Below are 17166 nucleotides of genomic sequence, written 5' to 3'. Positions count from 1 at the left end.
GAGGCCCGTCCGGCTCTGCCGGGCGGGCTTTTTGCCGCGGCGGAACCAAGACCCTTCTCCAGCGCATTGCATTTCGCCGCGCCCGGATTTAGATCGCTTCCAAACTAGCCCATTCGAAAGGTTTCCAATGGCTGACGATCTCTTCCCGCTCGGCAAAGACACGACGCAATACCGCAAGATCAGCAGCGACTACGTCTCGGTCGACAGCTTCAAGGGTCAGGAGATCCTGGCGGTCGAGCCAGAGGGTATCCGGCTGCTGGCCGAGACCGCCTTTGCCGACATCAACCACCTGCTCCGCCCCGGCCATCTGAAGCAGCTCGCCTCGATCCTCGATGATCCCGAGGCCACCGACAACGACCGTTTCGTTGCCTATGATCTGCTGAAGAATGCCAATATCGCCGCCGGCGGCGTGTTGCCGATGTGCCAGGATACCGGCACCGCCATCATCATGGGCAAGAAGGGCCGCCGCGTCTGGACTGAAGGCGGCGATACCGCGGCGCTCTCCAGGGGCGTTCTCGACGCTTATGAAAAGAAGAACCTGCGCTATTCGCAGCTGGCGCCCATCAAGATGTTCGAGGAAAAGAACACCAAGAACAACCTGCCGGCCCAGATCGATATTTATGAAGAAGGCACCGACAGCTACGACTTCCTGTTCGTCGCCAAGGGCGGCGGCTCCGCCAACAAGACCTTCCTCTACCAGGGCACGCCATCGCTGCTGACGCATGACCGCATGATCGACTTCCTCAAGGAGAAGATCCTGACGCTGGGTACGGCAGCCTGTCCCCCCTACCATCTGGCGATCGTCATCGGCGGCACCTCGGCCGAGATGAACCTGAAGACGGTCAAGCTCGCCTCGACCCGCTATCTCGACGACCTGCCGACCGAAGGCTCGGAAAGCGGCCACGCCTTCCGCGATATCGAGATGGAGAAGGAAATCCACAAGCTGACGCAGCAGATGGGCGTCGGCGCCCAGTTCGGCGGCAAGTATTTCTGTCATGACGTGCGCGTCATCCGCCTGCCCCGCCACGGCGCCTCGCTGCCGATCGGCCTCGGCGTTTCCTGTTCCGCCGACCGTCAGGCCAAGGGCAAGATCACCCGCGACGGTATCTTCGTCGAACAGCTCGAGACCGACCCCTCGAAATACATGCCGGAGATCGACGAAACGAAGCTGTCGGAATCGATGGTCCGTATCGACCTCAACCAGCCGATGGCCGGCATTCTCGCCGAGCTTTCCAAGCATCCGGTCAAGACCCGCCTGTCGCTGACTGGCACCATCATTGTTGCCCGCGACCTTGCGCATGCGAAAATCCGCGAACGCCTGGAAAATGGCGAAGGCATGCCTGACTATATGAAGAACCACCCCGTCTATTACGCCGGTCCGGCCAAGACACCGGCAGGCTATGCCTCCGGCTCCTTTGGTCCGACGACCGCGGGCCGCATGGACAGCTATGTCGACCAGTTCCAGTCCTTCGGCGGTTCGATGGTGATGCTTGCCAAGGGCAACCGCTCGCGCGCCGTGCGCGAAGCCTGCAAGAAGCATCAGGGATTCTATCTCGGCTCGATCGGTGGCCCGGCCGCCCGTCTGGCACAGGACTGCATCAAGAAGGTCGAGGTTCTCGAATATCCCGAACTCGGCATGGAAGCCGTTTGGAAGATCGAGGTCGAGGACTTCCCCGCTTTCATCGTCATCGACGACAAGGGCAACGACTTCTTCCAGGAACTCAATCTCGGCTGATGCCGGGACTACACGCATTAGCTTCCGGAGCGTTCAAAATAGCTTCGGAAGCAATGATCTTGATATCTCTCTGACGGCAGGGCAAAGCCGCGTTCACAAAAGACGGACGCCGTCGCCGCCACCGTCAATGAAATAAGAACACGCTTATGCAAATTTTTTCAGAGATTTTCCGGGAAACTTTCAACCGGCCACAGCCGGAAGACAGCCTCAGGTGTGAGCATCCCTCAGATTCCTGAGTTTTTTCAATGCTATAGTATTTCTGGAATATACAACCAGAATAATCACATGTAATCGTTGGTATATATCGTCTTAATTGTTTCCCAACGAATTTAAGCTAACCAATAGAAGATTGCTTTTCTAATTCCTTGAGGAGTATGCCGGATGAATACGGCTGCAGCGCAGAAAGCGCAGATCCCGGATGTCGCAGGCCAGATCACTTTTGCCATGCGTTCTATGGGCGTCGCGCCGATCCCGCGCAATTACGAACTCTTCTACGAAGCCTATATCGGTTCCAATCCGGCCCTGACGCGCGATCTCGCGGCACTCGGCGGACAGGCGACGCAGGAAGAACTCGACGAGCTCGGCTCGCAATACTTCACCCACTCTCCCGCCCGCGTCTTCGACGATGTCCATTCCCGCATCGCCGCCGAACTTGAGGGACTGCTCAGGGTGCTGCGCCAGGAGCAGACCTCTCTCGAGAGCTACAACAAGCTGCTCGGCGAAACCTACCGCCGTATCAACACCAAGAACACCACCAGTGTCGATCTCCTCGAAAACGCCATCACCCTGCTGACCCAGGCAACCGGCGACACCATGGCCCACGGCGAACGTACCGTCGAGAATGTCGCTCAGCGCTCGCAGGAAATGGATGAGGTCCGCAAGGAACTCGACGAGTACAAGCGCATCGCCAACACCGACTCGCTGACCCGCCTGTCCAACCGCCGCGCCTTCGACGACCGGCTCGCCGCTGTCTTCGACAACGTCGCCCTGAAGCCTGTGACCGCTCTGGTGCTGGCCGATATCGACAACTTCAAGAAGATCAACGACACCTACGGCCACCCGGTCGGCGACAAGATCCTTGCCACAGTTGCCTCGGTCATCCGAGCCAATGTCCGCCGCGATATCTTCGTGGCGCGCACGGGCGGCGAAGAATTTGCCCTGATCATCGACGGCAACACGCAGGAAGAAGTCATGGGCATGGCCGAGCGGATCCGCCGCACCCTTGAAGCGACACCGTTCAAGAACTCCCGCACACGGATCAACTATGGCCCGGTCACGGTTTCCATGGGTGTCTGCATGGCATCCCATGCCGACGACGCGGGAGAGCTCTATTACAAGACCGATATCGCCCTCTACGGCGCCAAGCACGCCGGCCGCAACTGCAGCGTCCTCTATGAGGATGGCATGCAGAAGGACTTCACCAAGAGCTGGCTGATCTACAAGGCCTGACCATCACCATCCGGTGACGCGCTACCACATCGTCTTCGCAGCGCGTCCCGCCCATTCGCGATCATAGGTTTCGTAGTCGAAATCGCCTGCTGCCGCCTTCAGCATCATGCCCGGTGTCGGCAGCTTTGCCGGATCGGCGAAGGTTTCCGGGTTCCAGATCTGCGAGCGCATCAGCGCCCTGGCGCACTGGAAATAGACTTCATCGACAGTGATCACCACGACAGTCCGCGGATGCTTGCCGTCCATCTCGAAGCTTTCGAGCAGGCTCTCGTCATCAGAGACCACGCCGCGGCCATTGACCCGCATTGTCGTATTCGATCCGGGCACCAGAAACATCAGCGCCAATCGCGGATCGCGAACGATATTTGAAAGCGAATCGACGCGATTGTTGCCGCGCCAGTCCGGAAGATGGAGGGTCTTCTCGTCGACGATCCTGACGACGCCGCCAATGTCGCCGCGCGGTGAGCAATCAAGCCCCTCGGGTCCGACCGTTGCGAGTGCCACAAACGGCGAGGCCTCGATCATCTGCCGGTAGAGCGGCGTCAGCACCTTGGTGACCTTGGCAACCGAAGCCTGCGTCAACCCGCCAGCATAGATCTCGCCGAGCTCTTCCACAGTCCTGATGATTTTCATGATCGCCTGCCATCCTGATTCACGGCTTTCATTAGCCGCCTAAGATGACGCTACAATGACGCGCGCCGCACCGGAAGCTCGAAAAGAGAAGCGATCTCGGCATCGCTCTTGCCGGGCGCGGCATCAAGAAACGACTTGATCTCCTGCAGCACAGGTTCGGCGCCGATGATCCGGCGGTGGCCGAAGCTGTTGGCCCAGAACAGCCTGACATTCTCTCCTGACGCCGCATAGCGCCGCGCATGATAGGCGTTTACTTCCTTGTCGTCTTCGGCATGGACGGCAAGAACCGGCACTGCGAGACGGCCAGCCGAAGTGCCGACATCGAAATCGGCGAGCTTGCGGCCGGTTACGCGCTGAACCTTGCGCTCCAAGGCCGCCTGCGCCTGCTTGCCAAGGCCGATCATCCGGCCGAAATCATGAAACAGCCAGGCCATCTCGCTTGGCGAGCCGATGGTGACGATCTTTTCCGCTTCCAGTTTTTGGATCTGCGGCAAGATGCGGGTCGCCGATACCATCAAAGCGGCGCCACCGAAGGAATGGCCAATCGCGGCGTCGAATCGGCCGAAGCGATCCTGGGCTGCCGCGATCGCCTCCACCGCCATCCCCATATGCAGCGAGCGTCCGCCGGAGATCCCATGTCCCGGGAAATCGAGCGCGATGACCTCGGCACCGTCCTTGGCCAGCATTGCGATCAGATCGGCCATATAGGCCATGCCCGATCCCCAGCCGTGGGTTACGAGATAGCGCTCACGCTGCCCTCTCGCCCCGCCATTGATCCTGTAGGCTCCCGCACGCCGGCCGTTTGCAAGCCGGATCGCGATGCGCTCGGCATCTTTCAGCCACAAGGATCCAGCGGCATGTGTGGCCTTGGCCATTGCTCCCTTCGGGCGAAGCGAGGGCGTACGGCAGAACAGGCGGAAGGCCGCCTCGCCGGCCAGATCGGGCGAAAGAGCCTGCAGCGCGCGAAATCCGAAGCGGGTGACCGCAAGCGCGAAGTTTGCCATAGTGGGAATCCAATAATGTTCAACACTGAACAATAAAGTACAACGATGAACAAAAATCAATCCCTTCCCTGGGATCATCCGCGTTTTCGCAGCTGGATCGCCGTTGCCCGCGCCTGCCAGCTGATGCAGCAATCGCTCGGCCGCTCGCTGGCCGGGCTCGATATCAAGACACCGCATCTCGATATCCTGATCAATCTCTACCGCTTCGAAGGCCTGACGCAGCAGGATCTGGCCCGCAAGCTGCTGGTCGGCCGCTCCAACATGAGCATGCTGCTGCCGCAGATGGAAAAGCGCGGCCTGATCGAGCGGCGCGGCGACGAGCGCGACAAGCGGGTGCTGCGGCTCTATTTGACGGAAGACGGCCGCGCGCTGACGGAAAAGGCCATGGTGATCCAGACCGACCTGATCGACCGCATGCTTTCGGATGAGCCGCTGGAGCAATGCATGGCCATGGCCGGCTCAATGGAGCGCATCATCGCATTGCTGCAGCAGGACCTGAAGGACGACGACTGAGCGCTAGTGCAGCGTCGGCGCGGGCGCCGCCGAACCCAGCGACCGGTACTCCCAGACCGCGACGATGACGAGCACCAGTGCAGCCAGTATCCCCATCACGTAAATCTCGACGGCTGGCGAAAGAAACGCCAGCAGGATCAGAAGGATAATGCCTGCCAGATGCGAGAGTGGCGCCCGTCCGCTGACGGCACCCTTGAACCAGAGATTTCCCGCCAGGAACAACCCGGCGCCGCCAAGCACGGCAGCGGCAATGCCGATATCGCCAACCTCATGCGGATGCGAGAAAATGAATTCCACTGCCACCGCATCGACGATGATGCCTGCCAGAATCGGGATATGCGCATAGGTGAACGCCTGGCGCGCCAGACTTCCTGGCGTCTCCTCATGTTCGATCCGATGCGCGGCCCGCTCATGGCCGAAACGGAAATAGAGCCACCACATGGCAACGGTCGATGCAAAGCTGGTGACCAGAACGAGGCCGGTCATCGGCGAGAACGGCATTTCGGAGAATGTGCGGCCCGAGACGAGAACGGCCTCGCCGAGGCAGATGATGATGAACAGAGCGCAGCGCTCAGCCATATGCGCACCGGAAACATCCCAGTCGGCGGTGGTCGATTTGCCAAGACCCGGCACGAAGAAACCAGACGCAGGACCGGCATATTCGATGGCGAGCGCAATCACCCAGGCGATCAGTCTTGCCTCATGCTCGAGCAGTCCACCGGCGATCCAGAACACACCCGATACCGCCAGCCAGATGCTGATACGCGTGAAATTCAGATAGTTGGAATGGCTGGAATGCCGCACCGCATAGACGGTGAAAAGCGAGCGCCCCACCTGCATCAGCACATAGGCGCCGGCAAACAACAGCCCCTTGTCGCCGAAGGCTTCGGGGATCGACGAGGAGAGAACGAGGCCGAGCAGCATCAGGACGATCAGCATCGCCCGCACCGGCATTTTATCGGGGTCCAGCCAGTTGGTCACCCAAGCCGTGAAGATCCAGACCCACCAGACCGCAAATGTCATCAGCGCCGCTTCGGCGGCACCGAGCGGTGTGTAGTGAGCGGCAAGCGCGTGTGAGAGCTGCGAAATCGAGAAGACGAAGACAAGGTCGAAGAACAATTCCAGAAAGGTGACCTTGCTGCCGCCCGGGCTGCCCTTCGCCCGGAGCCAGTTTCTCATCGCAGTTCCCGCCATCCATGCCCCCTATGGCTGTTGTCAATCAGCGCGGCTGTTCCGCCACGTCCCGGCTCATGCCTTTGTCGGCCAGTTCCTTTTCGTAATTCGCAAACAGCTCGACACCCCGTTCGCCGAGCTCCCGCAGATAGGTCCAGGTGAAGATGCCGGTGTCGTGCATGTCGTCGAAGCCGATGCGCACCGCATAGTTTCCGGTCGGCGTCATGGCGATGATGGCCACGTTGCGCTTGCCGGGAACGGTCAACTTCTGCCCGGGACCATGCCCCTGCACTTCCGCCGAAGGCGACAGTACACGCAGCATTTCGGCCGAGAGATCGAAGCTCTGACCGTCGTTGAACGTCACGGCAAGACGCTGCCGGTCTTTCGAAACCCTGAGTTCGGTGGGCCAGATGTCGCTCATTGCTGCACTCCGTTCGCATTCGTTGAGTAGGCATTGAGGCGTTTTCTGGCAAGCTCAATCTACCGTGTGCCTGTACCGTTTACCTTGACGGCACAGTCACATATGACCACATTAACATGATTGCGGAGGTATTGGTGAACAGCAATGTCGGCACGATAGGAAGCGCTGCACCGCTCGTGGCGGATGCAAGCCCGATGATCGACCCGTTCGGACGGGCCGTCAGCTATCTGCGCGTGTCCGTCACCGACCGCTGTGATTTCCGCTGCACCTATTGCATGGCTGAAAACATGACCTTCCTTCCAAAGAAGGATCTGCTTTCGCTCGAAGAACTGAACCGGCTCTGTTCCGCCTTCATCGCCAAGGGCGTCCGCAAGATCCGACTGACGGGCGGCGAGCCGCTGGTGCGCAAGAACATCATGTTTTTGATCCGCGAGCTCGGAAAGCAGGTCGGCACCGGCCTTGAGGAGCTGACGCTGACCACCAACGGCTCCCAGCTCGCCCGTCATGCCGAGGAGCTCTACGATTGCGGCGTACGGCGCATCAATGTCTCGCTCGATACGCTCAACCCGGACAAATTCCACAAGATCACCCGATGGGGCGACCTGGAAAAGGTCATGCAGGGCATCGATGCGGCGCAGAAGGCCGGTCTGAAGATCAAGCTCAACGCCGTCGCGCTGAAGGATTTCAACGAGCATGAGATCCCCGGCATGCTGCGCTTCGCCCATGGCCGCGGCATGGACCTGACGGTGATCGAGACGATGCCGATGGGCGAAATCGATGCGGATCGCACCGACCAGTATTTGCCGCTTTCGGAGCTGCGCGCTTCGCTGGAAAAGCAGTTTACGCTGACCGATATCGGCTACCAGACGGGCGGCCCGGCGCGCTATGTGACCGTCGGCGAAACCGGCGGCCGCCTCGGATTCATCACGCCGATGACCCATAATTTCTGCGAGAGCTGCAATCGCGTGCGGCTGACCTGCACCGGCACGCTCTACATGTGCCTCGGGCAAAACGATGCCGCCGACCTGCGCTCTGCGTTACGCGCCACCGAAGATGACGGTCTGCTCTATGCAGCGATCGACGAAGCCATCACCCGCAAGCCCAAGGGCCACGATTTCATCATCGACCGCACGCATAAAAAACCCGCCGTCGCACGCCACATGAGCGTCACCGGCGGGTGACTTCCTGGAATTTGCGCTAGCCGCCTGCGCTACGCCGCCCCCGCGGGATCGCCGATCGGCAGCAATGCCGGATTCGGCGGCGTCGGGTCGTTGGGGTTCTTGTTGTCGGCCGGATCCTGAGCCGGCGTCAGCGGTGGCTTCTCCTGAACACGATCCGGTATCCCGGGTGTGGGCGTCGGCCCGCGGGGCGTTTCGGCCGGGTTTGGAATTTCGGTCGGCATTATGATCTCCCTGGATTTTCGAAAGCCGCGGACATGCCGCTTTCACTCATAAGGGAAACGTTACCGCTCTGCTTTTGTTCAATAGCCCTGTCTTGGCGGCGGCCGCTCGCCGATTGTGCACTGCGCCATCGATTTATGCAGACTGTGACTTGCAATCGATTTCATTCCCGCTTCTTCCCCTCTAAAAGGGCCTCAGCATTATCGGGAATCTCTTAGCATGCCGCGGTCTCGCAATACCCAGGGCGCCATTTTCATGAGCATGGCCATGGCCGGTTTTTCGGCCAGCGACGCCCTCTCGAAATCGGTGATCGGTGACATGAATGCCGGGCAGATCATGTTCATCCGCGGCCTATTCACGAGTGTCCTTGTTTATCTGATAGCCCGCAAGATGGGCGCCCTGCGCTCCTGGACTATCATTCTGAAGCCGATCATCATCCTGCGCGTCATCTGCGAGATGCTGGCCGCCGTCACCTACATCACGGCGCTCGGAATGATGCCGATCGCCAATGCCTCAGCGATCCTGCAATCGCTGCCGCTGGTGGTCACTTTCGGCGCCGCGCTGTTCTTCAACGAGCCGGTCGGCTGGCGCCGCTGGTCGGCGATCCTCGTCGGCCTGATCGGGGTGATGATCATCATCCGCCCCGGCCCGGAAGGTTTTACGCCGGCAGCCCTGCTCTGCGTTGCGAGCGTTTTGACAACAGCCGGACGCGATCTCGCGACACGCTCGATCGATCCGGAAATTCCGTCGCTGATGGTGACTGTCGTCACCGCGATTTCGGTCGCCTTCTTCGGCGCCCTCTTGATGCCGCCGCTTGGCGGCTGGCACCCGACGACGTGGACAGCGCTGTCCCATCTGCTGCTGGCCTCCGTTCTTGTGCTGATCGGATACCAGTCGGTGATCACGGCCATGCGGACCGGCGAAGTCTCCCTCGTGGCGCCCTTCCGCTACACGAGCCTGATCTTTTCCGGCCTTCTCGGCTTCCTGTTCTTCTCCGAACTGCCGGATGCCTGGACACTGACGGGTGCAGCGATCGTCATCGCCTCCGGCCTCTATACGTTCTATCGTGAGGCCAAACGCCGCGTTGCACCGCTGGCGCAGGAATCCGAACCGAGAAGCCCAGTCTGAGATCCACCATGGCCGATTTCCCGCCGCAGAAGACCAATATCCCGGGCGTCATCCTAGCCGGTGGACGCTCCTCGCGCATGGGCTCCGACAAGGCCTCGGCCCATCTCGGCGGCCGCACGCTACTGGACCACGCGATATCGCGGCTCTCGCCTCAAGTCTCGTCGGTTGCCGTCAACGCCGGCAGCGAAGCGCAATGCGGCCTTGCCTTCATTCCGGATATCATCCCCGGCAAGGCCGGACCGATGGCAGGCATCCACGCAGCCATGGCCTATGCGGCGAAGCTCAAAGGCGTCAGCCACGTCGTTACCATCTCGATCGACAGCCCGTTCTTCCCGGCCGAACTGGTGGCAGATTTCATCGGTGCGCTCGGTCACCCGGAAAGGATCGCGATCGCCGCATCGGAAGGCCGCAGCCACCCTGTCTTCGGCCTGTGGCCGGTCGCGCTCGCGGCAGACCTGGAATCCTGGATCGCCACCGACGAAAAGCGCCGCGTCCGCGACTTCCTGTTACGTCATGACGTCGCGGAAGTTCAATTTCCGCTCCGCCCGACTCGTGCCGCTATGCTCGATCCCTTTTTCAACATCAACACCCCTGACGATCTCATCGAGGCCGAGCGCTGGCTGCAGGCGCTGCCATCATGAGCGGCCCGCGGGTCTTCGGCATCGCCGGCTGGAAGAACTCCGGCAAAACCGGGCTTGCCGTGCGCCTCGTCGAGGAGTTTACCCGCCGCGGCTATCGCATCTCGACGATCAAGCACGCCCATCATGACTTCGACATCGACAAGGTTGGCGCCGACAGCTACCGCCACCGGCAGGCCGGCGCCCATGAGGTGACGATCGTCTCCGGCACGCGCTATGCTATCATGCACGAGCTGCGCGGCGAACCTGAGCCCGCCTTCGAAGAGATACTGGCTCGCCTCGCCCCTTGCGACCTGGTGCTGATCGAAGGCTACAAGCACGAAAAGATCCCGAAGATCGAGGCCCGCCGCCTGCAGGCCGCCAAGCGCGAGCCGCTGGCGCCCACCGATCCCTATATCTGCGCCATCGCCGCCGACCATCCGGTCACGGATACGGCCCTGCCGCGCTTCGACCTCGACGACACGCTGGCGATCGCCGATTTCATCGCCGCAACCCTCGGCCTTCCCGCCTTTCAGCCATAGAAAAAGCCGCCGGTCGCCCGGCGGCTCTTATTTCGATATCGGCCCGCCTCAGTTGTTGGAGGCGACCGGACGCACCAGCGGCGTGACGCGGCGGATGGTGACGCGGCGGTTTTCCTGGTTCGGACCGGCCGTGTTGACCTTCAGGTAACGCTCACCATAGCCCTGCGTCGCCATGTTTTCAGGCGGGATGCCATAGACATCCGACAGCACGTTGGCGACCGATTCCGCACGCTGGTCCGAGAGAACCAGATTGCTCTGATCGGAGCCGACGGCATCCGTGTGACCTTCGATCAGGAAGGTCTCGCTCGGATCCTTCTGCAGCACCTCGTTCAGCGCATCCGCGACCTTGCGCAGGCTGCGCGCCTGGCTCATCGGGATTTCGGCACTGCCGGTGGCGAAGGTGATGGTATCGAGGTCGATACGGCGCACCTTGTCGCGGATACGAGCCGAATACTTCACTTCGTTCAGCGAATAGACTCGCTCGACCGGCTCGACCGGTGGCTCGCGCAGGAAGTCGTAATAGTCACGATCCGGATCGCTGCTGGTGTCGATGATGTAGTCGCGGACCGGGATCCGCAGACGCATCGGCGGCAGATCGGCACCCGGATCTTCGAAATAGTCCTGATCCGGATTGTCGTAGAGCTCCGGCGAGTAATAGAGGACATACTCACGGCCGCGGCTATCGACACGCGAACGCTGGATGATGTCGCCATAGCGGTTGCGGATCGTCACGATGCGATAGCCGTCCGGGCGGTCGATCGTTTCGCGATAGCGGTCACGCGGCAGCTGCTCATACATCGGCCGTTCGCCATCGCGGATGAAGCGGCGGTCGTCGTCGCTGCGCACCACGATATTGTTGTTGATCTGCAGCAGAACGCGGTTGTCGTCGCCGACACGTCCTTCGACCTGCGCGCCGTCAGGACGCTGGAACTGTGGACGGCGGTCGAGCCGGCGGCCTTCCTCGGCGGTAACGGCTTCGATCTTGACCGGCGGACGGGCTTCGCCGCCAGCTGCGCGCTGTGCATCGGCATCCGACTTCGGCACGAAGACCGGCTGCTGCTCGTCCGCACGCTGCTTGTCGCGCTGGCGGCGGCCATCACGGCCACCCGAACGATCGGCATCCTTGTCGCTATCGAGAACGGCCGCACCATTCTCGACCGGCAGAACCACCGTCTCAGTGCTCTTGCTTGGATCGGCAGCGATCTGCTTGCGGCGCTCAAGCTCCTGCGGCGTCACCTTTTCAGGTGCCGGGATTGCCTGCTCGGCCACCGGCTGCTGACCGTTCACGGCGGGCTGTTCGGCGGCATTGGCACCAGGTTGCTGGCCGGGAGCCGGCTGCTGCTCACCCTGCTGCGGCTGGCCTTCGGCTGCAGGCTTCTGCGCCTGGCCGGGTTCTGCCGGAACCGGCGGCTTTGCCGGTACCGGCGATTCGGCCGGTACGGGTGCCTGATCGGGGGCTGGCGATTCCGTCGGCACAGGCGTCTTGCCTTCGGCAGGCTGCTCGGCCTGCTGGGCATTCTTCTTGCCAGGCTTTGCGGCAGGCTCTTGCTGCTGCTCGCCTTCGGTCGCCTGCTGCTTCTTGTCGCCCTTGCGCGGACGCTGCTGCTCGGGCTGTGCCTCTTCGGTTACTGCAGGCTTCGCTTCACCGGCCTGCGGCTTGGCCTCTTCTGTCTGCGGCTTGGCCTCGTCGGCCTTTGGCTTTGCCTTTTCTACTTCCGGCTTCGCCTGCTCTACCTGAGGCTGGGCTTCATTCTGTGCCGGAGCGGCCTCCTGCTGTGCAGGCTGCTGGTCGCGCTTGCGGCGCGGCTTCTCGGCTGGCTGTTCGGTCGGTTCGGCCTGCGGAGCTGCCTGCTCCTGCTGCTGAGCTTCGGGAGCCGCGTCGCGCTTCTTGCGGCGTGGCTGTTCCTGGTTTTCAGCTGGCTGTGCCTGCTCGGCCTGAGGGGCAGCCTGTTCCGGCTCGGGGGCTGCTTCCCGCTTCTTGCGGCGCGGCTGCTGCTCTTCCGATGGCTGAGCCTGTTCTGCCTGCGGGGCTGCTTCCTCGGCCTGCGGCGCGGCCTCGCGCTGCTTGCGGCTCGGCGCCTCCTGCTGCTGCTCGGCCTGCGGAGCGGCCTCCTGCTGCTGCTGCTGTTCGGCCTCCGGCTGCTTGTGGCGCTTCTTCAGCAATTCCTCTTCCGAAGGCGCATCCTGGGCAAGCTCATACGAGCCGCTGATCGCCTGGGGCGACTGCGCCGCGCCGGTGCCGCCGAGCGCTGACGCATGCACCGGCGTGACGGCCAGTGTCAGCGAAAGCAGCGGAAAGGCAGCGCTGGCGAACAATCTCGATTTCATTCCCATAGGGTTTCCTCGTTCCTTATTGGCTTTTCAGAGTGCTTGTTGCGCGCACTCCGCATGTTGAGTCGGGACCGAAATTTCCGAGGCCCGGATTTGTTCCATGCGTTTTTTAGGAACACCTCCATTAACCCGCTATGAACACCTCGGTCCGCCTCCGTTCATCTTCGCCATAGTTTGCGACGCAACAAAGGCGCGCGGATTCCAGTTGCAATTTGCGGCAAAAAGGTTTGATTATCGCGTCAAGGCGGCGCTCATGCCCGCCGCATTCTGGCCGCTGGCGGATAAAAAGAAGACGCAGCGGTCGCCAACAGAGAGGATCTCTATGCGTATCTCCAATCTCCTCGCCGCAGCGTCGCTTGCAGCGTTGTCCCTCTTCGCCGGCTCGGCAATGGCCGATGGCGAGAAGCTCGTGATCGGTACCGATTCCACCTACCCGCCTTTCGAATTCGTCGACGCCAGCGGCGAGATCAAGGGCTTCGACATCGACATCGCCAAGGCTCTCTGCGCTGAAATGAAGGCTGAATGCTCCTTCGTCAGCAACGACTGGGACGGCATCATCCCGGCTCTCCAGGCCAAGAAGTTCGACATGATCGTTTCGTCCATGTCGATCACGCCGGAGCGCTCGAAGCTCGTCGACTTCACCAACAAGTACTACAACACCCCGCCGGCAATCGCCGTGCCGAAGGATTCGACGATCACCGATGTCGCCGGCCTGAAGGGCAAGACGATCGGCGCACAGACCTCGACCACCCACGCCAACTATGCTGAAAAGCATCTGGCCGACACCGAGCTGAAACTCTACCCGACTGCCGACGAGTACAAGCTCGACGTTTCGAACGGCCGTATCGACGCCGTTATCGACGACGTCGTCGTTCTCTCGCAGTGGGTCAAGTCTGACGCCGGCGCTTGCTGCAAAATCCTGACCACGCTTCCCGTCGACAAGGAAATCAACGGCATCGGCGCCGGTATCGCCGTCCGCCAGGGTGACCCGCTGAAGGACAAGCTGAACACGGCGATCGCCGCGATCCGCGCCAACGGCAAGTACAAGGAAATTCAGGACAAGTACTTCGATTTCAACGTTTACGGCGATTGAGAAAAACTGTAACTGACCTGTAAAGATGATGGCGGAAGGCTTGCTCTTCCGCCATTTTTGTCTGACAACATACTAAAGATCAAAACGGCATAAGCCGTGAGGGGAAAAGTGGATGGGCGGATTGTTTTCCGCGCTGGGCTCGCTCTGGGCCTGGATAGGGTATGTTTTCGATCCGCTATGCGGACCTGCCGGTCTTTTCACCTGGTTCGGCCAGTCGACGATCCTCGCCTGCGGCGATACCGGCTGGGGCGATGAAATCGCCGTCGGCTTGAAGACCACCGTCGCTGTCGCGCTGCTGACGCTGCCCGTCGGTCTGGTGATCGGCTTTCTGGTGGCGCTCGGCCAGCAGTCGGAAGAGAAGTCCGTACGGCTCGCCGCCGGCATTTACACCACGATCTTCCGCGGCCTGCCCGAGCTGCTGACGCTGTTCATCATCTATTACGGCATGCAGATCCTGATCCAGTCGGTGCTCGCCTCCTTCGGCTATGACGAGCGGATCGAGATCAACGCCTTCGTCGCCGGCATGATCGCCCTTTCCGTCGTCTTCTCGGCCTATTGCTCCGAAGTACTTCTCTCGGCCTTCCGCGCTATTCCGAAGGGTCAGTACGAAGCAGGCGATGCGCTCGGCTTCCACCGCGGCCGCACCCTGCGGCTGATCGTTCTGCCGCAGCTGATCCGCATTGCGCTTCCCGGCATGACCAATCTCTGGATGATCCTGCTGAAGGATACGTCGTACGTCTCGATCATCGGGCTCGCCGATATCCTGCGCCAGACCGCCGTTGCCGTGCGCGTCACCAAGCAGGCCTTCTTCTTCTATCTTCTCGCCTGCATCATCTATCTGGTCCTTGCAGTCATCTCCTCCTACGGCCTCAGCTATATCGAACGCTGGGCCAAGCGCTCGGAGGTTCGCCGGTGAGCGTCGCAGAAACCCTCATTCCGCCGCAGCCTGCGCCGAAGCATATCGCCAAGCCGCTCTCGGCGGCGCGCATCACCGGCACGATTCTCGTTCTCATCTGGCTGGCACTCGCCGCGACCTTGATTTACATGGTCATCGCCGGCTGGGATCCGGACAAGTTCACGCGCTACGGGCCGCGCTACCTGCATGGCCTGATGACGACGATCATCCTGGTGGCGATTTCCGTCGTCTGCGGCGCCGTCCTGTCGCTGCCGCTGGCCTTCGCCAGAATGTCGAAGAACCGGATCCTCAGCACCTTTGCCTATTGCTACGTCTACGTCTTTCGGGGCACGCCGCTGCTGGCGCAGCTCTTCCTCATCTATTACGGCCTCGGCGGCTTCCGTCCGCAGCTTGAGTCCGTCGGCCTCTGGTGGTTCTTCCGCGATGCCTGGTATTGCGGCCTGTTCTCGATGACCATCAACACGGCCGCCTATCAGGCCGAGATCCTGCGCGGCGCCCTCGAAAGCGTGCCGAAGGGCCAGCATGAGGCAGCGGATTCGCTCGGCGTGTCCAAGGCAGTATCCTTCCGCAAGATCATCCTGCCACAGGCGCTGATCGTCGCACTCCGCCCCTACGGCAACGAAATCATCCTACTGATCAAGGGCTCAGCGGTCGTGGCTATCATCACCGTGCTGGACCTGATGGGCGAGACCCGTTACGCCTTCTCGCGCACCTTCGATTACCAGACCTATCTCTGGGCTGCGATCTTCTATCTGACGATGGTGGAAGCGCTGCGCCATTTCTGGAACTGGATCGAGCGCCGCCTGACCCGACATCTGATCCGCTGACAGCTTTAGCAGCACTCGCGATGCGATGCTGCCAAACTATTGAAATCAAACAAAAATGAATGGTTCTTTTGCCCGCTTGGTGTCAATCTTCGGTTAACCACGCCGTGTTTCCATTTTAACTGCCGCTAATAGGCGGGAGTGGGAACGAAAGCGAGACTGACATGACAAAGGACATGGAAAAACAGCTCCAGGGTTACGGCCTGACGACGGCCCAGATCCTCTATCGCATGCCGGATCATCCGGCGATCCTGCAGACCTATCTCTGGCAGGAATACGACCTCGCCCCGGATTTTCCGGAGATGCGCGGCTTCCTGAAGTTCTGGCAGGAAAAGCTCGACGGCCCGCTGCACTCCGTCCGCTACATCCACCGCAAGCTGATCTCGGCGACCGAATGGCGCGCGCTGCGCGGCGAATTCATCATTCACTGAGCGGCCCGCCGCGTTCCATCACCGTCACGCTTGCCATTGCCAAAGCCGCCTCGCCGCCTTAGAGGCATCCATAAAGCGAAAAGGTGGACCGGCAATGGCAGAGAAGATCGACGAAGACGCACTGGCAGAAGCCTATAACCGCGCGCTCGCCCTCGAAAAGGCAGGTGACGTCGATGCGGCCGTCAAGGCTTACGAAGACGTGCTTGCAATCGATCCCGACGACCACGGCGGTGCGGCTGTCCGTATCGCCTCCATGGGCCGCGGCGAAACGCCGGCAAAGGCGCCGGACGCCTATGTCGAGACCCTGTTCGACCAGCATGCCGAAGTCTTCGAAGACGTGCTCGTCGAGCAGCTCGGCTACCATGTGCCGATGATGGTGCGCCAGCGCCTGCAGGAGCTCAAGCTCGGCCCCTTCAAGCGCCTGCTCGACCTCGGCTGCGGCACCGGACTGACCGGCGGCACACTGCGCGATCTCTGCGAAGACATGACCGGCATCGATCTCTCCGAAAACATGGTCGAGATCGCCCATGAAAAGGATCTCTACGAGACGCTGTTCGTCGCCGAGGCCGAGGATTTTCTCGAAGACAACGACGAAGACGCCTTCGACCTGATCACCGCCACCGACGTTCTGCCCTATCTCGGCGCCCTCGAGCCGCTGTTCTTCGGCGCTGCCGAAAACCTCGCGCCGCGTGGCCTCTTCATCTTCTCCTCGGAAAGCCTGCCCGCCGCCGACACCCGCCCCTACGCCGTCGGCCCGCACCAGCGCTTCCTCCACGCCGACACCTATATCCGCGACCGCCTGACGGCGACCGGCTTCGAATTGGTCGAGATGACCGAGATCAACGTGCGCATGCAGGAAGGCGAGCCGAGCCCGGGTCATCTGGTGATTGCGCGGCTGGCTGGGTGATCGTCCAAGATCAGTCGCAACTTAGGCGTTTATGACGTTGGTGGACGGC

18 protein-coding genes are annotated in these 17166 nt (G+C 61.2%); 12 read left to right on the top strand and 6 right to left on the bottom strand.

Going from position 1 to position 17166, the window contains the following annotated elements:
- Positions 1–127 precede the first annotated feature (127 nt).
- Both AC1DIJ_RS16590 and AC1DIJ_RS16585 read left to right on the top strand, forming a co-directional pair.
- Positions 128–1735, top strand: a complete 1608-nt coding sequence (locus tag AC1DIJ_RS16590) for a fumarate hydratase (RefSeq protein ID WP_112387196.1) — start codon at positions 128–130, stop codon at positions 1733–1735.
- 381 nt (positions 1736–2116) lie between these two features.
- Complete coding sequence (locus AC1DIJ_RS16585; RefSeq protein WP_112387195.1) at positions 2117–3184, top strand: GGDEF domain-containing protein; 1068 nt, start codon at positions 2117–2119, stop codon at positions 3182–3184.
- A gap of 21 nt (positions 3185–3205) precedes the next feature.
- Here the strand turns inward: AC1DIJ_RS16585 and AC1DIJ_RS16580 are convergent, their stop codons facing one another.
- Both AC1DIJ_RS16580 and AC1DIJ_RS16575 read right to left on the bottom strand, forming a co-directional pair.
- Entirely contained in the window at positions 3206–3817 is a 612-nt protein-coding gene (locus tag AC1DIJ_RS16580) for a pyridoxamine 5'-phosphate oxidase family protein (RefSeq protein ID WP_112387194.1), read from the bottom strand.
- Positions 3818–3867: 50 nt separating this feature from the next.
- On the bottom strand, positions 3868–4821 hold the full coding sequence (locus tag AC1DIJ_RS16575) for an alpha/beta fold hydrolase (RefSeq protein WP_112387193.1): 954 nt from the start codon (positions 4819–4821) through the stop codon (positions 3868–3870).
- Positions 4822–4866: 45 nt separating this feature from the next.
- Here AC1DIJ_RS16575 and AC1DIJ_RS16570 point away from each other — a divergent pair, with 45 nt between their 5' ends.
- On the top strand, positions 4867–5334 hold the full coding sequence (locus AC1DIJ_RS16570) for a MarR family transcriptional regulator (RefSeq protein ID WP_112387192.1): 468 nt from the start codon (positions 4867–4869) through the stop codon (positions 5332–5334).
- A gap of 3 nt (positions 5335–5337) precedes the next feature.
- Here the strand turns inward: AC1DIJ_RS16570 and AC1DIJ_RS16565 are convergent, their stop codons facing one another.
- The gene (locus AC1DIJ_RS16565) at positions 5338–6528 is read right to left on the bottom strand and encodes a low temperature requirement protein A (protein WP_112387191.1); all 1191 of its coding nucleotides are present in this window, start codon (positions 6526–6528) and stop codon (positions 5338–5340) included.
- A 25-nt stretch (positions 6529–6553) separates the two neighbouring features.
- Entirely contained in the window at positions 6554–6928 is a 375-nt protein-coding gene (locus tag AC1DIJ_RS16560) for a gamma-butyrobetaine hydroxylase family protein (protein ID WP_112387190.1), read from the bottom strand.
- A gap of 134 nt (positions 6929–7062) precedes the next feature.
- Here AC1DIJ_RS16560 and moaA point away from each other — a divergent pair, with 134 nt between their 5' ends.
- Complete coding sequence (moaA, locus tag AC1DIJ_RS16555; RefSeq protein WP_112387189.1) at positions 7063–8109, top strand: GTP 3',8-cyclase MoaA; 1047 nt, start codon at positions 7063–7065, stop codon at positions 8107–8109.
- 29 nt (positions 8110–8138) lie between these two features.
- On the opposite strand, the gene AC1DIJ_RS16550 is transcribed toward moaA, so the two are convergent.
- Entirely contained in the window at positions 8139–8330 is a 192-nt protein-coding gene (locus AC1DIJ_RS16550) for a hypothetical protein (protein WP_112387188.1), read from the bottom strand.
- 217 nt (positions 8331–8547) lie between these two features.
- Between AC1DIJ_RS16550 and AC1DIJ_RS16545 the strand changes: the two genes are divergently transcribed.
- The 3 genes from AC1DIJ_RS16545 to mobB are packed head-to-tail and all read left to right on the top strand — an operon-like array spanning position 8548 to position 10615.
- Positions 8548–9456 carry a DMT family transporter gene (locus tag AC1DIJ_RS16545; protein WP_112387187.1) on the top strand — a complete coding sequence of 303 codons (909 nt, stop codon included), beginning with the start codon at positions 8548–8550 and terminating at the stop codon, positions 9454–9456.
- Positions 9457–9464: 8 nt separating this feature from the next.
- Complete coding sequence (gene mobA, locus AC1DIJ_RS16540) at positions 9465–10097, top strand: molybdenum cofactor guanylyltransferase MobA (protein ID WP_112387186.1); 633 nt, start codon at positions 9465–9467, stop codon at positions 10095–10097.
- Positions 10094–10615: a molybdopterin-guanine dinucleotide biosynthesis protein B gene (gene mobB, locus AC1DIJ_RS16535; protein ID WP_112387185.1), complete on the top strand. Its 522-nt coding sequence runs from the start codon at positions 10094–10096 to the stop codon at positions 10613–10615. Before mobA ends, mobB begins: the two co-directional genes overlap by 4 nt.
- Before the next feature lie 48 nt (positions 10616–10663).
- Here mobB and AC1DIJ_RS16530 read toward each other — a convergent pair whose 3' ends face one another.
- Positions 10664–12949 (bottom strand): OmpA family protein, encoded by a 2286-nt coding sequence (locus tag AC1DIJ_RS16530; RefSeq protein WP_112387184.1) that lies wholly within the window; start codon positions 12947–12949, stop codon positions 10664–10666.
- Between the two features lie 319 nt (positions 12950–13268).
- On the opposite strand from AC1DIJ_RS16530, the gene AC1DIJ_RS16525 reads away from it, so the two are divergent.
- From AC1DIJ_RS16525 to AC1DIJ_RS16505, 5 genes are all read left to right on the top strand, one after another.
- Positions 13269–14039, top strand: a complete 771-nt coding sequence (locus tag AC1DIJ_RS16525) for an ABC transporter substrate-binding protein (RefSeq protein WP_112387471.1) — start codon at positions 13269–13271, stop codon at positions 14037–14039.
- A 112-nt stretch (positions 14040–14151) separates the two neighbouring features.
- The gene (locus AC1DIJ_RS16520) at positions 14152–14955 is read left to right on the top strand and encodes an ABC transporter permease (RefSeq protein WP_112387183.1); all 804 of its coding nucleotides are present in this window, start codon (positions 14152–14154) and stop codon (positions 14953–14955) included.
- Positions 14952–15782 (top strand): ABC transporter permease, encoded by an 831-nt coding sequence (locus AC1DIJ_RS16515; RefSeq protein WP_112387182.1) that lies wholly within the window; start codon positions 14952–14954, stop codon positions 15780–15782. Before AC1DIJ_RS16520 ends, AC1DIJ_RS16515 begins: the two co-directional genes overlap by 4 nt.
- Positions 15783–15943: 161 nt before the next feature.
- Positions 15944–16210 (top strand): usg protein, encoded by a 267-nt coding sequence (locus AC1DIJ_RS16510; RefSeq protein ID WP_112387181.1) that lies wholly within the window; start codon positions 15944–15946, stop codon positions 16208–16210.
- Between the two features lie 94 nt (positions 16211–16304).
- Positions 16305–17117 (top strand): methyltransferase domain-containing protein, encoded by an 813-nt coding sequence (locus AC1DIJ_RS16505; RefSeq protein WP_112387180.1) that lies wholly within the window; start codon positions 16305–16307, stop codon positions 17115–17117.
- The last annotated feature ends 49 nt before the right edge of the window (positions 17118–17166 follow it).

This window comes from Rhizobium sp. 10N427 (assembly GCF_056394605.1).
The sequence above is the reverse complement of the archived record's forward strand: the minus strand, read 5'-3'. Positions and strand labels throughout refer to the sequence as shown.

What these genes read in the sequence shown, in the direction of transcription:
- AC1DIJ_RS16575 (WP_112387193.1), bottom strand. Translation starts at nt 4,821, where the DNA reads ATGGCAAACTTCGCGCTTGCGGTCACCCGCTTCGGATTTCGCGCGCTG.
- AC1DIJ_RS16570 (WP_112387192.1), top strand. Translation starts at nt 4,867, where the DNA reads ATGAACAAAAATCAATCCCTTCCCTGGGATCATCCGCGTTTTCGCAGC.
- AC1DIJ_RS16565 (WP_112387191.1), bottom strand. Translation starts at nt 6,528, where the DNA reads ATGGCGGGAACTGCGATGAGAAACTGGCTCCGGGCGAAGGGCAGCCCG.
- AC1DIJ_RS16505 (WP_112387180.1), top strand. Translation starts at nt 16,305, where the DNA reads ATGGCAGAGAAGATCGACGAAGACGCACTGGCAGAAGCCTATAACCGC.
- mobB (WP_112387185.1), top strand. Translation starts at nt 10,094, where the DNA reads ATGAGCGGCCCGCGGGTCTTCGGCATCGCCGGCTGGAAGAACTCCGGC.
- AC1DIJ_RS16585 (WP_112387195.1), top strand. Translation starts at nt 2,117, where the DNA reads ATGAATACGGCTGCAGCGCAGAAAGCGCAGATCCCGGATGTCGCAGGC.
- AC1DIJ_RS16550 (WP_112387188.1), bottom strand. Translation starts at nt 8,330, where the DNA reads ATGCCGACCGAAATTCCAAACCCGGCCGAAACGCCCCGCGGGCCGACG.
- AC1DIJ_RS16530 (WP_112387184.1), bottom strand. Translation starts at nt 12,949, where the DNA reads ATGGGAATGAAATCGAGATTGTTCGCCAGCGCTGCCTTTCCGCTGCTT.
- mobA (WP_112387186.1), top strand. Translation starts at nt 9,465, where the DNA reads ATGGCCGATTTCCCGCCGCAGAAGACCAATATCCCGGGCGTCATCCTA.
- AC1DIJ_RS16580 (WP_112387194.1), bottom strand. Translation starts at nt 3,817, where the DNA reads ATGAAAATCATCAGGACTGTGGAAGAGCTCGGCGAGATCTATGCTGGC.
- AC1DIJ_RS16525 (WP_112387471.1), top strand. Translation starts at nt 13,269, where the DNA reads ATGCGTATCTCCAATCTCCTCGCCGCAGCGTCGCTTGCAGCGTTGTCC.
- AC1DIJ_RS16590 (WP_112387196.1), top strand. Translation starts at nt 128, where the DNA reads ATGGCTGACGATCTCTTCCCGCTCGGCAAAGACACGACGCAATACCGC.
- AC1DIJ_RS16560 (WP_112387190.1), bottom strand. Translation starts at nt 6,928, where the DNA reads ATGAGCGACATCTGGCCCACCGAACTCAGGGTTTCGAAAGACCGGCAG.
- AC1DIJ_RS16510 (WP_112387181.1), top strand. Translation starts at nt 15,944, where the DNA reads ATGACAAAGGACATGGAAAAACAGCTCCAGGGTTACGGCCTGACGACG.
- AC1DIJ_RS16545 (WP_112387187.1), top strand. Translation starts at nt 8,548, where the DNA reads ATGCCGCGGTCTCGCAATACCCAGGGCGCCATTTTCATGAGCATGGCC.
- AC1DIJ_RS16520 (WP_112387183.1), top strand. Translation starts at nt 14,152, where the DNA reads ATGGGCGGATTGTTTTCCGCGCTGGGCTCGCTCTGGGCCTGGATAGGG.